Here is a 13,742-nt window from a genome sequence, read left to right as displayed (position 1 = left end):
ATTAACGAGAAGCCTCAGTTACAATCCTAATCCGCAAAACATGCCTCTAACTCATTTTACCTACAACTTTGACTCTTAACCGAGTTGCATTCTCCGGGTGATAGGCAAGCGGGGTCTCTTCAACTTCAACCAAATTTATCGTAGCCGGATCGGCTCCTGCGATGACTGCTTGTTTCACTGCTTTTTCCTCAGCATCCTTAAGCGACTGCTCTCGCGGTTCACGGGAATAAATGTAGATTTGTTCGTACTGTCCGCTAATTTGAGAGATCGATGCTCCGATGGCATTCGCAACTCCGCCGTTCTCCACTTTCACGATATCCGCTACCCCAGGAATCTCATCTGGAATAATCACGCTACCGCCGCCTACGAGTACGATCTGCACATCTACGGAAGAAGTTTTCATCTTATCAATCGCTTTGGCAATGATCGAAGAAATTACGGTTTGGACTTGTCTTGCAAACTCTTCATCGATATGACTGACCAAACTCTTATCTCCCATGTCAGCTAGTCCGAGACGAACCGCGATGTCCGTCGCAGTCATGGTGCTTCCACCAAATATAAGCGCTTCTTCTCCGATCCTATAGCCTACACTATCTGGACCAACTGTTATCTTGCCACCCTCTACACGCACAATGCTTCCGCCGCCGAGCCCTACTGAGATAATATCTGGCATTCTGAAATTGGTGCGAATATCGCCTATTTCTACCGCTACAGAGGATTCTCTTGGGAATCCATCCTGCAAAACACCGATATCCGATGTTGTACCGCCTACGTCGATGACCATTGTATCTTTAATGTTTGCCAAATAGGAGGCTCCCCGAATACTATTCGTTGGTCCGCAAGCAATCGTAAGAATCGGGAATTGCTTGGCATATTCAATCGACATGAGCGTACCGTCATTCTGGCATAGGTACACTTCAACATCTTTAATCCCTTCCGCTTCTAACGCATTAGCAAAACCTGTGGTGGTCGTTTCGATCACATGGCATAAAGCCGCATTCAGAATCGTTGCATTCTCTCTTTCAATCAGACCAACAGATCCGATCAAGGACGAACAGGACACCGGATAGTCTTCCCCGTATGCTTCCCAGATTAAGTCTCGCACCTTGAGCTCCTGATCATTTTTGATGGAGGAGAATACACCAATGATCGCAATAGCTTCTACTTTATCACGCCACTTCGTTAGCAGCTCGTTAATCTCCTGCTCGTCGACCTCACTAAGCAATTGACCATCATATTCGTAGCCACCTTGAACTAGAGCATAGTTTCCTGTTAGTTTCTCTACCATGTCTTGAGGCCAAGCCGTATATGGAGGAACAGAAGCGGTAGCGGGGAATCCCAAGCGGATTACACCGACTTTGGCCAATTTCTTCCGTTCAACGATCGCATTGGTGCACTGCGTTGTCCCAAGCATCGCATGCGTAATTTTCGTCTTATCAACATTCGCTTCCATCAGTACTTTTCGCAGCGACGTCACAATCCCTGTCTTTATATCTAGTGTCGTTGGGGATTTCACGCTATGGATTAACCGGTTATGCTCGTCCAAAATAATAGCATCTGTATTCGTGCCGCCTACATCTATTCCAATTCTATACATGGCTAGCCACCGCCTTACTTATCAATTCTTCAATCGGAGCATAATCGTAATCATACCCAAAGTATCTCGGTCCTACCGTCTTGATTCCCATTTCGGTTCTCCACTTGGGATGCGCTGGCAACCCGATGACGCGAACGCGTTTTCCATATTTCAAACTCTCCGTCGTCACGGGAAGCAAGGTTTCATAGTCGACCAAACATATTAAATCCGGCGTCATCGCTACAACCTGACCGTTCTTCTCGGCAAGCAGGTTCTCATTCTGAAAATAAACCTTCATCTGCTCGTCTTTGTTCATCTCAATGCCTTCCAGGTTCATTTTTCCAAAATTAAAGCCGCCCTTCGTTTCCCGGATGACATCTGTTATTTTCCCCTGGAACAACTCATATCCGGAGGTCAGACTTAAAAGCTGCTCAAGCTTGTCTTTTGCATCTCTATTTTTGGAGGAAATGATCTCTCCGATCTGCTCCGATAGAGTCACGATGTGATGGACACCGCTTTTCTTGATTTGAGCTCCCGTCGTCGGATACAGGCTAACTAAAGCACTTGCCCCCATCTCCACCGTTGCTGTACGTGCCAACCGTTCCGTCCATTTATTGTCGATCGTCTCGAAGATACCGATGTTCCCTTTCTCATCTGCAATGGCGATCGGTGCAGCCGAAATGCCATCGAGGTTAAACGTCACCATTTGCAACTCAGGAAATGCTCTGCCCATGCCATCGCAATCAATAAGCGGTAAATTCAACTGTGCTGCAACGACGATCGGAATCATGGAATTGACTCCGCCCGCTTCCATCGGAAAGGTGCCTGAAATTTTCTCTCTGCCCAAATACTTGGCCAGCTTCTGAAACACCTTGACAAATTCGTCTCCTTTCGGAAATTTCTCTATCAATACGGAAGGCGCGCCCATCATGGCAGAAGGAATGAAGAAATCCTCATCTTCAATTTCATCCACAGAGTAAAGCTTTACTGGTCCGTTTTTTTCAATGGCTGATAAAGCCATGAGTTTACCGATGTAAGGATCTCCTCCTCCACCTGTTCCTAAGAATGCGGCGCCTACAGCAATATACTCAATCGCTTGTTTATCTAAATATCTCATTTAATTCCCCTCCAATAGGACTGACTTTCTGGCCATGATCCGGTAGCAAACCACATACATGGCAAAAGAAATAATGATGCCGATCAATGGCTGATTCGATACTTGGGGTAAGCTTGGGAAGAAGGACAGAACAACTGGCATACAGGCTATAATTGAACCGATCAGCCAGGAAATTACGCCCAGACGATTAACCCCCTCTGTTTCCTTCCAACGGTTCTTATCCCCCTTGTTCATTATCCAATAAGAAGCGATCATAACCCCTGCTACTGGCGGAACCATTGCTGACAAGACCGACATGACTGGCGTAAAATAATTCAAAATTCCGATCACTGCAAGCACGGTCCCGATGAGTCCCGCCACCCCTACTGTCCATTTCTCTTTATCCTTGGAAATATGCAATACGTTGGTGAGGGCAAATCCACCTGAGATTGCATTAACCATATTTGTTTTCCATGTAGCCAGGATTAGCACTGTGCCCCCAATAAAAGGCGTTGTAATATTTATAAAGACGGCTGCAATATCACTAGTCTGATAAGCAAAAGATAGAATTGCACCTACACTAATCATCAATACGCCAGAAGGTACAATACCGATTAACGCTGCTTTCAATACATCGGAACGCTTTCTCGAAAACTGCGAATAATCGCCTGCAATAACGGCCCCTAAAGCAAATGAGCCTATGGTTACAGCTAGTCCATCCATGAAGTTCATTTGCTTCTCAGGCCGGTAGCTCCAAATATGATGAATGGAATCCATCGTGAACGCTTGGATTAAGCCATATATGCATATCACAATGAGTAGAGGCACTGCTATATAACTAAGTACTCGCAGCACTTTAATACCGTACATCGCTGAGACGACCATAACCAGACCACTAATCAATGAAGCCAGGGGAACTGGGATTGTCATTCCATACTCCGCCAGCAGATTAGCCAGTGCTGCTCCGCATACATTAGCCTGAATCCCGAACCACCCGAGGCAAGCAATGGCGAGAATCATGGATAAAATGGTGCGCGAGCCCTGTTTGCCAAATACCTGAGCTGCGACTTGAACGGTTGATTTGCCGAGATCCGTGCTCTGAATGCCCTGAAGGATCATCAGGACAACGATGATGGAATAACCCAAAAAGGCGATCAATAGTGTTTTAGATAAGCTCATCCCTGCGATCAGCGTATTCCCAACCAGGAGACCTGGTATACTGATCACCGCTCCGGCCCAAACCATCCCCAAGGTGAACCAAGACTGATGCTCCCCGTCCTTTCTCATATCATTTCTCCCCCTCGTTAAGTGAATTTTTCTTATTATAGAGGGATTCATGGCATTACGTCTTTTGCTAAAACCCAAAAAAAATCCGTAATTTTTGTCCTTTTGACAAAAGCTACGGATTTAACTAGCTGTGTATCAGTCGATAAATCATACAAGCAATGCAAACATCATAAAATTCGGAGTTCACCGTTACATCATAACCAATTAATTCGCTGATCTTCTTAATCCGATATTTCACTGTGTTTTTATGCACGAACAGCATTTTTCCACAGTCATCATAATTCCCTTTGGCATCTAACAAAAAGGTCATGAGTGTCTTAAGTGAATCTGGATCACCCAGAATGGGATCAATAACAGCCAACCATTCCTCAAGGACTTCCTCTCCTTGTGCACTCATATCGATCGCTTGTTTCATCGAACGCATCTCAGCTGCCGTATACAATTTACGGTGCTCATAAATCAGATGGACCTTCCGTCCCACACTGTTCACCAGCCGGTACATGCGCCTTACATCTTGCGTATTTCTCATTCTAGGGGCATAGACCATTTCGGATATAAGCGAGGCAGAATTCGTTGTGTCGATATACTCGGCTGCAATTTCATACTCATTGTACTTGTAAGAGCAATTTCCCATGAGGGCAATGATACAATGATCGATGGTTTGAATGACAGCTGTTTTGTAATATTTGAACAAATACTCTTCCAACTCTTCGCGAATCTGCTTTTCTTTCGACAAATCATCAATAAATACTAACCACATCATCTGAATGGAAGCAACATCAATATGGAGAAGATGAGCCAGTCTTCGCATTTTATCGCTCTCATCATTAATAATCGCTTTTACCAGGGCATATTCGCTGACCTCGTTATGCTTATCCCCCCACAAATTGATGGCCACCTGTACAACCTCGCTGATTTTATCGATAGTCTTCGAAGGTAATTTTGAATTCTCTTTAATTAGAAATAGATACAGTACTTCTCCGTTTTTTTGATGAACACTCTTGTATTCCACATAGCAATCGCTATTAGACTCTGGTTGTCCCTTCGCCCCATTCAATAAATAGGGAGCATAGTCATCTATAAGATGAGCTACATCTAACGATGAATTACGAGGCCACATCACTTGATTCACAATCTCCATATGCGTGTTCGTCAGGATGATGTTCGCTTTCAGCCGATCAGACAGAAATTTAAGTGTAATTTCTACGCTTCGTGAGTGTTCTGGCAGCAAAGATACTTTCTCTAATGCTTCATTCACAAAATTATCATTGAACGTCTGATTGTTCAGAACAATCGCTTCCATCACTTCATAGATCACTTCATTATATCGGAGTGAAAAATCATTTTCAGGCATGCAAATGATGATGAAATTTTTGGACTCTGCTAATTGCAGTACCTCTTCGGCTACTTCCGGAATAATGATTCCCACATAATATAGAATCAGTCCAACTTCACCGAGCCCATACAAATACTCAACCGCTTCACACTGCTTCTCTATACTATCTTTAATGGAGTAAAAAGAACTGATCACCATCTCTTCCGCATACCACTCTTCTTGAACCGAATTAACGATTCGAGAGGAATAATCCGCGTTTGAAACCTCTAGTACGGATAAAGAGGAGACGGTACGGTGAAGATTACTCTTTCCAGTCAGTACCTTTGCTCCTCGAAAAGAAGGCAATTGCAGCATATCTTTTACAGTTATCCCATGTTACTCACCACTTCTTCTGTGTTATCTAAGGTTACTTCACGAAATGAATTACCGACCAATATATCAAATTAAAAGTAATATGTAAAATGATTGTTACTACCAGCTAGATGACTTCGATTCAACACCATAAAAACCATTATTCAACAACACATAAACCATTAGGATGGTGATCGGTTCGTTCCTATGGTTAATCCGGATGGTGTAACCCTATCACAGCAAGGAACTGCAGGTCTATCAGCAGATCTGGCAAAAACCTTAAAACAATATAATGGGAATAGCACTAACTTTAATCGCTGGAAAGCCAATATGCAGGGAATCGATCTGAATCGCCAAGGTTCATCCAAGAATTTGGCCTCCCTGGCTTTACCATCGAGGTGGCAGATTACGCCGGAGAAGGAAGCGTGCCATTAAGTGCTTTTAATGGAATCTGGTCCGAAAATAAAGAGGTTCCGTTATTTACAGCGCAAAAATCTTATACTCTTTGGCTAGAGAAACAAAAGGTTCAATATCTCCAGCAATCTATGAGTCTATTAGCAGATACCAAATTGTATAGCAAGATTGGAGCTGCAGACAGCATTTCCAATCTGAAGCCACAGCAGGTTGAAGTTACAGCTCAGAAGGGCGACTGGTATAAGGTGGTTAGCGACCAAGTGACGGGTTGGATTAGGCCGTCACCAGGAAAGCTGGTCGTTGTTGAGGATCTGAATGCAGCTGCCGATCTTAAGGATAACGCTAATACCTATAAATATCCGGATGCTTTCTCCCCTAAGGTATCCTCTCTCGGTCCACAAACCGTTCAGGTCATTGGGCGTTGGTCCAACTGGCTTCTTATCAATACTAACAATGGCAACTGGTGGATTGACAGTCGCCATATCGAGCTAAATTCGACTTCTGAGGAAGCCGCTCCTGAAGTAGCGCCTGAAGCAGTAGTACCTGAAACAGCAGCGGGAGCTGCCTGACACTGAGGTCCAAATAGTTACTCAACATTTAATGAAGCCTCTCATCAGTCCAAATGAACTGGTGAGAGGCTTCTTTTATAGAGAGTATGTTGCATTGTTTAGTCAGATAAACACTCATAATACACATTGCATATTACAAAATAGCCTGTACACGCCCTACGGTCCCGTCTGTAAGCCTTACTTTAATGCCTCTCGAATGATTGGGCGAGTTCGTCAGCAGCTTCTCGACCACGCCCTGCGTGCGTTTACCTGTACGCTGATCTTCCTTTTTCACGATTTCTACGGTTATTCCCGGCTTGATATTCGCCCGGATCATATGCGATTCCATATCTTTCACGATCCTCTCTGTCTCTTATCACTCTGCGTAGTATGTCCTTTCATCATAGCACAAATGAAAATGGTTTTCCGTTCAGGTATAATTAAATAAAAACAACTTGTGGAGGGCTTCATGGACATGGAAGAAGAACAAAAACAACAGGCTATCCCGGCCGAAGATGAACAAGGCAATTTCAAATTGCTCGACGTAGAGTCTATCCTTTCGATCACGTCAGAAATCGAAGGTGATGAAGACAGCGCCGCAATTTTTCATTACAAAGATGGTAAAACGTATAAATACGTTCACAGTGAAAAAGCAATGAAGCAGTTTGGTGAATGGATTCAAAAAGGAGAAAGCTAATTGTAAAAAGTTACACCCATTGCGCATTGCGGGACATCTGTCTAGCCTTGTCGTTGTCCTGCAGAGCATGATATCTAGATGATGAAGAATAAATTAGAGCAGTTTCATCATAGCACTCGTCAAGCTGCTAATTCGGAAAAAATCCGCCATTCACTAGGAATGGCGGACCTCTAAAGCCTCTCAGATATTGCTCCTGAGAGGCTTTTATTAAATAATGTGCTCAAACGGCGTTTTCCTTCCGAGAAACCCTTAATGCATAAGGCTTTGTGAGCCTTATTACATCATGCCGCCCATTCCACCCATGCCACCCATGTCAGGCATAGCTGGCTTTTCTGGTTCTGGCTTATCAGCGACTACTGCTTCAGTAGTCAGGAACAGGCCTGCTACGGATGCCGCATATTGCAGAGCGGAACGTGTTACCTTCGCAGGGTCTACGATACCTGCATCGAACATGTTCACCCATTCGCCAGTAGCTGCGTTGTAGCCTACGCCGACTTCTTCCTTCTTCAGGCGTTCTACGATAACGGAGCCTTCTTCACCCGCATTCGCCGCGATCGTGCGAACTGGCTCTTCCAGTGCGCGAAGCACGATGCTTGCGCCTGTCTTCTCGTCGCCGCTCAGGTCAAGTGCTGCGACTGCATTATATACGTTCACGAGCGCTACGCCACCGCCCGATACGATCCCTTCTTCAACCGCTGCGCGTGTTGCGTTCAGGGCATCTTCGATGCGAAGCTTGCGTTCTTTCAATTCGGTTTCTGTTGCTGCGCCAACTTTGATCACCGCTACGCCGCCAGCCAGTTTAGCCAGACGCTCTTGCAGTTTCTCCTTGTCGAACTCGGAAGTCGTCTCTTCCAGTTGCGCACGGATTTGGTTCACGCGAGCATCGATATCGGCTTTGTTGCCACTGCCGTCCACGATCGTTGTGTTCTCTTTCGTAACGATAACTTGGCGTGCATTACCAAGCTGATCGATAGTTGTGCTCTTCAGATCCAGGCCGAGCTTCTCCGTGATCACTTGGCCGCCAGTCAGAGCGGCGATATCCTGCAGCATTGCTTCACGACGGTCGCCGAAGCCAGGAGCCTTAACAGCTACCGCGTTGAACGTTCCACGCAGTTTGTTCAAGATCAGCACCGTTTGTGCTTCGCCTTCGAGGTCTTCGGCGATCACAAGCAATGGTCTGGATTGTTGCACGATCTTCTCAAGCAATGGCAAGATTTCCTGCGTGCTGCTGATCTTCTTGTCGGTGATCAAGATATATGGATTATCAAGGACCGCTTCCATCTTATCGGTATCTGTGATCATGTATGGAGATACATAGCCACGGTCGAATTGCATACCTTCTACCACTTCAAGCTCTGTCAAGAAACCGCGGGATTCTTCAACCGTGATAACACCGTCTTTACCTACTTTTTCCATCGCTTCTGCGATTTGCTCGCCGATTTCTTCGTCAGCTGCAGAGATCGCAGCTACTTGAGCGATCGATTGCTTGCCTTCGATCGACTTGGAGATCTTTTGCAGCTCTTCAACCGCTACTTTCACGGCTTTGTCGATCCCTTTGCGAAGACCGATTGGGCTAGCGCCTGCCGTTACGTTCTTCAAGCCTTCACGAATCAACGCTTGTGCAAGTACAGTTGCTGTTGTCGTACCGTCACCAGCGACATCATTTGTCTTCGTCGCTACTTCTTTTACGAGCTGAGCACCCATGTTCTCGAAGGCATCTTCCAGCTCGATCTCCTTAGCGATCGTTACACCGTCATTGGTAATCAATGGGCTGCCGAATTTCTTCTCCAATACAACGTTACGGCCTTTAGGACCAAGCGTTACTTTTACTGCATCAGCCAAAGTATCTACACCACGAAGCATTGCGCGACGTGCTTCTTCACTAAATTTAATTACTTTTGCCATGAATAATTACCTCCCTAAGTTTTGAATCTTACTGTTCAGTCGTTATATTCAAGCCAAGTTGCGTGTTATTCAATAATCGCGTGGATGTCGCTTTCCTTCATAATCAAATATTCCTTGCCATCATACTTCACTTCAGTACCAGCATATTTAGAGAACAATACACGGTCGCCTTCCTTCACTTCCAAAGGAACACGAACACCATCATTCAATACACCGCTTCCGACTGCAATGATTTTGCCTTCCTGTGGCTTCTCCTTGGACGCATCTGGAAGTACGATGCCTAAAGCTGTAGTCTCCTCTTGTTTGATTGGTTCTACCAGTACGCGTTCACCTAATGGTTTGATCATGAAAAAGAGCCTCCTTTAGTAATATTGGTTCATTTGTAAGCTTCCGCTTCAATAATTAGCACTCGATGCATTACAGTGCTAACAACATCTATAATGATAATAAAACCGAACGTAAATTTCAAGTTTTACCATCATCTTTTTTGCGCAAATTTAGAATTAGGGTTGAAACCCGTACAGCTCGCTTATGCAGCCATAGAGATTAAGAAAAGGGCCGCTCTCAGCAGCCCCTTACCTTCGTCCCCTATCCTATTACTGTTAAGAGGAGGAACACTCCGTTAACGAGTCCATGAATGATTGCTCCAGGCCAGATCGAATTGGTACGCTCATAAGCCCATGCAAAAATAACACCGCCTAAAAAATTTGCAGGCATCGCATTGTAAGTTGGAATGTGGACAATCGTAAAGATCAGCGAGCTCAGTAGAATCGCCGAGCCTAAGCCTATTCGTGTTCGTAGCCAACGATATATAAAGCCGCGATAAAATATTTCCTCGTATATCGGCGAGATAACCGCAGCCGACACAAAGGCAATGCTAAAATGGAACATCGTTAAGTTCTGCTGGATTGCCTCCGTCTTGCTGTTCTCGTAAGTGTTCCCGATGTAACTAGTAAGCACCATGATAACGGTACTGCCAACAATTAATAGCAGAGTGAATAATACAATGTGCCCCCAGTCCTTCACGGAGAATGATCTTAATCCTACCTCACTCCATGACAATCTCTTGGGGCGAAGCGCTACAAGATACACCCCTAAAGTTAGAACAATTGCAATCGTAAGCCCCAGCAATGTCCCAGCATACAGCTCGTTGCCGAGCCATTTTGCGTAGACAGGCTTAACTGCAAATTTTAGAACCCCTATTACAAACACAAACTCAAGCAGCAGCAAAGCGACAAACTCTCTCCATGTCCAATGATCTCTTTTTTTCCAGACTGTCATACTGTTATTCATTCATCATTACCCCTTTGAATACTGTGATATAATCCAATATAATTGGTGACGCAACGTCACCTTCAAGTACATTTTATCGGGGGAATGACATGAATCGCTGGACTACTGGACAAGTGTCGAAACAATTCAACATCTCTGTACGCACATTACGCTATTATGATCAAATTGAACTTCTTGCGCCTAGCTTCAAAGATGAAAACGGACGGCGATACTATTCCGAGGCCGATTTATTTACGTTGGAGAAGATTACGCTGCTAAAATCTCTTATGCTTCCATTAGAGGAGATTCGCAACTTGTTAGGTAAACTGTCTTATCGGGATATTTTGCAAGCCCACTATAATCAGCTGCAGCAGCAGCTTGCAGAGCTACAGACCGGCATCTCGAATACGGCCGCGCTCATTAATATGATCGATCTGGAAGACTCATTATCTTGGGAGCGTGTATCCCATCTTGTCAAAATGTCCAAACGCAGTCCCAGAAAATGGATTGAGTATTTTCGCGAAGAAGAACAGAAGTTTCTAAGGCAAAACCTGCCCCGCCTTGAAAACAACGACCGGGCGACTCAGCATTATTTCTCGCTGCTTAAGCGGATTGAATGGTGCATTCAGAACGATATCCTGCCGGAATCTGATGAAGGCTATCGAATCGCTTGCGAGCTGAACACTATTTCCAATGATACCTTTGGCGGGGACGACGAGCTGATGAATAAGTTCTGGGAAGTAAGAAGGAAGCCCGCGGATATTACAGGGCTTTATCCTTTGTCTGATGAGGTGCTGGAGTTCACGGAACGTTGTATCGCATTCACCGAACGGTTACAGAACCAGGAAGCGAAATAGGCCAAAAAGGATCGGCAGCTTCGCATTGCTCAATGAAGCGTCGATCCTGATCTGTTATACTCTGTTATGCCTCCGCACGCTTGGCGTCTGCAGCCAACTGCTTCTTGTGTACCCGGCTGGACAGCAGCACGCTAATCTCATACAGGATAATAAGCGGGATCAGCACCAAGAAGGCCGAGAACAGGTCCGCAGGGGTGATCATCACCGAGATAACAACCAGTATAAAATAGGCGACACGGCGCATTTTACGCAGCAAGCCCGGGGTCAGAAGCCGCAGCTGCGTCAGGAACAAGATCACGATTGGCAGCTCAAATAACAGCGAGATCGGAAACACAATATTCATCAAAAATTTGAAATAGTCTGCCATTCCATAGGTCTCGATCAAACCAAGTTCCTTGTTCAGCCCGGCGGTAAACCGCATCGCTAGCGGGAATACCACGAAATAACCGAATGCGATTCCGATTAAAAAGCAGAGAAATACATAGGGAATATACCTTAGCGTCGCCTTGCGCTCTCTGGGTCTCAGCCCGGGACTGACGAATGCCCATACTTGATAGAGCGTAAAAGGCAGGGTAATGCCTAAGGCAACGACCATCGCTATTTTCATATATACGCTGACGCCATCCCAGAAGGAAAAGGCATTCAGCTTGATCTCCACGCCTGTTATCGAATTAATCGTCAAATATTGATAGATCGGATGTACGACAAAAAAAGCAGCGACGAGAACAAACGTGAACACGAGAGCCACGTAAATTAATCTCCGCCTTAGTTCTGATAAATGCTCCACAATCGTCTCTGACTTCAGTTCATCAGCCATACTTGTCCTCCTTAGGCCGATTTGTCCGGCTTAACGCGCCAGTAGGGCGGCAAAATTCAAACAAAATCCCTCCCTAATAACAACAAGGAAGGGATTCAATATGTATCTTCTATTCTGGCAGACGCCGATCCTCCTGCTTTGGAGCTTCATTTACAGGAGTTGCTTCCGCTTTCTGAGCTTCGGGACGATCCTCTACAATATCGCGAGTGGCATTCTTGAACTCATTAATCGTGCGCCCGACGGCGCGGCCGAGCTCCGGCAGCTTCTTCGGACCAAACAACACGAGAGCCGCTATAACAATTAACAGAAAGGCACCTGCACTCATGCTCATTCTCCCCCGTTAGCATAAATTAATAGACTCATGATGGGGCGCCATCATGATACGCCCACATCATACCATAACAAAGATCACAGTTACAGCCCGTTCAGCAAATTTATTTGCAGAAACATGAAATTATGCCAACATCTCTATGCGGATTTGACCAACTCGCAACAGGAAAATTAAAGACGGAATTGACCCGTAACCATAAGCAGCGCTTCCGGAAGCTGATCCATGATCGCTGCCAGGTTCTCGTGCACCCCTTTTGGAGTTCCCGGCAGATTGACGATCAAAGTCCGTCCGCGGATTCCGACAATACCACGGAACAGCATGCCGGCCGGATTTTTCTGCATCACCCTGTAGCGCATCGCTTCGGCCATTCCTGGCACCTCACGTTCAATGACACGCCGGGTCGCCTCGGGAGTCACATCCCGAATGGCGAGTTCTGTACCGCCAGTAGTCAAGACAAGATCGGCTTGAAAATAATCGGTCATTTCAATCAGTGCAGCGATAATCTCATCAGGTTCATCAGGAACGATGCGATATTCGATGATTTCGCCTCCCAATTCTTCCTCGACCAGTTCCCTAATCACCTGTGCGCTCGTATCTTCACGTTCGCCCCTGGCTCCTTTGTCGCTTGCCGTAAGAATCGCTGTTTTCCAAACCATGAAGCCATCCTCCTCACCCTTATGGAACTTCTATTTAAGTTGAATTCATCGTTTTATTCTGCGCACTACTGTATGTCATTGTTCATCAGATCCGATCAGATCCGCGAATAATCTCCGTGGACACCACCGCTCTTGGCCTGCAGCATCGTAGGACCGATAACGATATCCTTCTGTAAGGCTTTGCACATATCGTACACCGTTAGCGCTGCAGCCGATACTGCCGTAAGTGCTTCCATTTCTACCCCTGTTCTTCCTTCCGTTCTGACTGTAGCTTCTATATATAACTCATCATGGTTGTTATCCGTAAAGACGATGTTCACTCCAGTAAGCATCAACGGGTGACACATCGGGATCCAATCAGACGTGCGCTTAGCCCCTTGAATACCGGCCACCTGCGCGACGGCAAGCACATCTCCCTTGCTGATCTTGCCTTCCTTAATTGCAGCCAGGGTCGTAGGTTGCATAAGCACCGTCGTCTGTGCAATGGCCACCCTCATTGTGGATTCCTTTGCCGAGATATCGACCATCCTCGCCCGGCCCTGTTCATTGAAGTGCGTCAGGGCTTGTCCTGATTCCGTTTCCATAAATGCGCTCACTAC

The 13,742-nt window shown here is 45.7% G+C and carries 16 protein-coding genes; 4 read left to right on the top strand and 12 right to left on the bottom strand.

From position 1 onward, the window contains the following. Positions 1–46: 46 nt before the first annotated feature. From ABD014_RS09935 to ABD014_RS09920, 4 genes are all read right to left on the bottom strand, one after another. Positions 47–1,597, bottom strand: a complete 1,551-nt coding sequence (locus ABD014_RS09935; protein ID WP_343860427.1) for a hydantoinase/oxoprolinase N-terminal domain-containing protein — start codon at positions 1,595–1,597, stop codon at positions 47–49. Continuing rightward, positions 1,590–2,693: an S-methyl thiohydantoin desulfurase family protein gene (locus tag ABD014_RS09930; protein WP_343860425.1), complete on the bottom strand. Its 1,104-nt coding sequence runs from the start codon at positions 2,691–2,693 to the stop codon at positions 1,590–1,592. Before ABD014_RS09930 ends, ABD014_RS09935 begins: the two co-directional genes overlap by 8 nt. Continuing rightward, positions 2,694–3,959, bottom strand: a complete 1,266-nt coding sequence (locus ABD014_RS09925) for a cytosine permease (RefSeq protein WP_343860423.1) — start codon at positions 3,957–3,959, stop codon at positions 2,694–2,696. Between the two features lie 124 nt (positions 3,960–4,083). Further along, positions 4,084–5,649 (bottom strand): PucR family transcriptional regulator, encoded by a 1,566-nt coding sequence (locus ABD014_RS09920; RefSeq protein WP_343860421.1) that lies wholly within the window; start codon positions 5,647–5,649, stop codon positions 4,084–4,086. Positions 5,650–5,853: 204 nt separating this feature from the next. Between ABD014_RS09920 and ABD014_RS09915 the strand changes: the two genes are divergently transcribed. Beyond that, complete coding sequence (locus tag ABD014_RS09915; protein WP_343860419.1) at positions 5,854–6,081, top strand: M14 family metallopeptidase; 228 nt, start codon at positions 5,854–5,856, stop codon at positions 6,079–6,081. Further along, entirely contained in the window at positions 6,072–6,629 is a 558-nt protein-coding gene (locus ABD014_RS09910; protein WP_343860417.1) for an SH3 domain-containing protein, read from the top strand. The genes ABD014_RS09915 and ABD014_RS09910 overlap by 10 nt, the downstream gene beginning before the upstream one ends. A gap of 133 nt (positions 6,630–6,762) precedes the next feature. Here the strand turns inward: ABD014_RS09910 and ABD014_RS09905 are convergent, their stop codons facing one another. Next, the gene (locus ABD014_RS09905) at positions 6,763–6,957 is read right to left on the bottom strand and encodes a YwbE family protein (RefSeq protein ID WP_343860693.1); all 195 of its coding nucleotides are present in this window, start codon (positions 6,955–6,957) and stop codon (positions 6,763–6,765) included. A 120-nt stretch (positions 6,958–7,077) separates the two neighbouring features. Here ABD014_RS09905 and ABD014_RS09900 point away from each other — a divergent pair, with 120 nt between their 5' ends. Next, the gene (locus tag ABD014_RS09900) at positions 7,078–7,305 is read left to right on the top strand and encodes a hypothetical protein (RefSeq protein ID WP_343860415.1); all 228 of its coding nucleotides are present in this window, start codon (positions 7,078–7,080) and stop codon (positions 7,303–7,305) included. 276 nt (positions 7,306–7,581) lie between these two features. Here ABD014_RS09900 and groL read toward each other — a convergent pair whose 3' ends face one another. The 3 genes from groL to ABD014_RS09885 form a co-directional block, all read right to left on the bottom strand. Further along, positions 7,582–9,210: a chaperonin GroEL gene (groL, locus tag ABD014_RS09895; protein WP_343860413.1), complete on the bottom strand. Its 1,629-nt coding sequence runs from the start codon at positions 9,208–9,210 to the stop codon at positions 7,582–7,584. A 65-nt stretch (positions 9,211–9,275) separates the two neighbouring features. Continuing rightward, positions 9,276–9,557 carry a co-chaperone GroES gene (gene groES / locus ABD014_RS09890; protein WP_126996428.1) on the bottom strand — a complete coding sequence of 94 codons (282 nt, stop codon included), beginning with the start codon at positions 9,555–9,557 and terminating at the stop codon, positions 9,276–9,278. Positions 9,558–9,798: 241 nt separating this feature from the next. Continuing rightward, positions 9,799–10,503, bottom strand: coding sequence for a CPBP family intramembrane glutamic endopeptidase (locus ABD014_RS09885; protein WP_343860409.1), 705 nt, complete (start codon positions 10,501–10,503; stop codon positions 9,799–9,801). Between the two features lie 89 nt (positions 10,504–10,592). Between ABD014_RS09885 and ABD014_RS09880 the strand changes: the two genes are divergently transcribed. Further along, positions 10,593–11,339 carry a MerR family transcriptional regulator gene (locus ABD014_RS09880; RefSeq protein ID WP_343860407.1) on the top strand — a complete coding sequence of 249 codons (747 nt, stop codon included), beginning with the start codon at positions 10,593–10,595 and terminating at the stop codon, positions 11,337–11,339. 64 nt (positions 11,340–11,403) lie between these two features. On the opposite strand, the gene tatC is transcribed toward ABD014_RS09880, so the two are convergent. From tatC to moaC, 4 genes are all read right to left on the bottom strand, one after another. After that, positions 11,404–12,156: a twin-arginine translocase subunit TatC gene (gene tatC, locus ABD014_RS09875; RefSeq protein WP_343860405.1), complete on the bottom strand. Its 753-nt coding sequence runs from the start codon at positions 12,154–12,156 to the stop codon at positions 11,404–11,406. Between the two features lie 109 nt (positions 12,157–12,265). After that, a complete protein-coding gene (locus tag ABD014_RS09870) occupies positions 12,266–12,481 on the bottom strand; it encodes a twin-arginine translocase TatA/TatE family subunit (RefSeq protein ID WP_343860403.1) in 216 nt (71 codons plus the stop codon). Between the two features lie 176 nt (positions 12,482–12,657). Beyond that, positions 12,658–13,143, bottom strand: a complete 486-nt coding sequence (locus tag ABD014_RS09865) for a MogA/MoaB family molybdenum cofactor biosynthesis protein (protein WP_343860401.1) — start codon at positions 13,141–13,143, stop codon at positions 12,658–12,660. A gap of 95 nt (positions 13,144–13,238) precedes the next feature. Then, positions 13,239–13,727 (bottom strand): cyclic pyranopterin monophosphate synthase MoaC, encoded by a 489-nt coding sequence (gene moaC, locus ABD014_RS09860; protein ID WP_343860399.1) that lies wholly within the window; start codon positions 13,725–13,727, stop codon positions 13,239–13,241. Positions 13,728–13,742: the final 15 nt, after the last annotated feature.

It is taken from the genome of Paenibacillus motobuensis (assembly GCF_039521865.1).
GTDB classification, from domain to species: Bacteria; Bacillota; Bacilli; order Paenibacillales; family Paenibacillaceae; genus Fontibacillus; species Fontibacillus motobuensis.
Note: the sequence above shows the minus strand (reverse complement) of the source record. Positions and strands in the feature narration are given on the sequence as shown.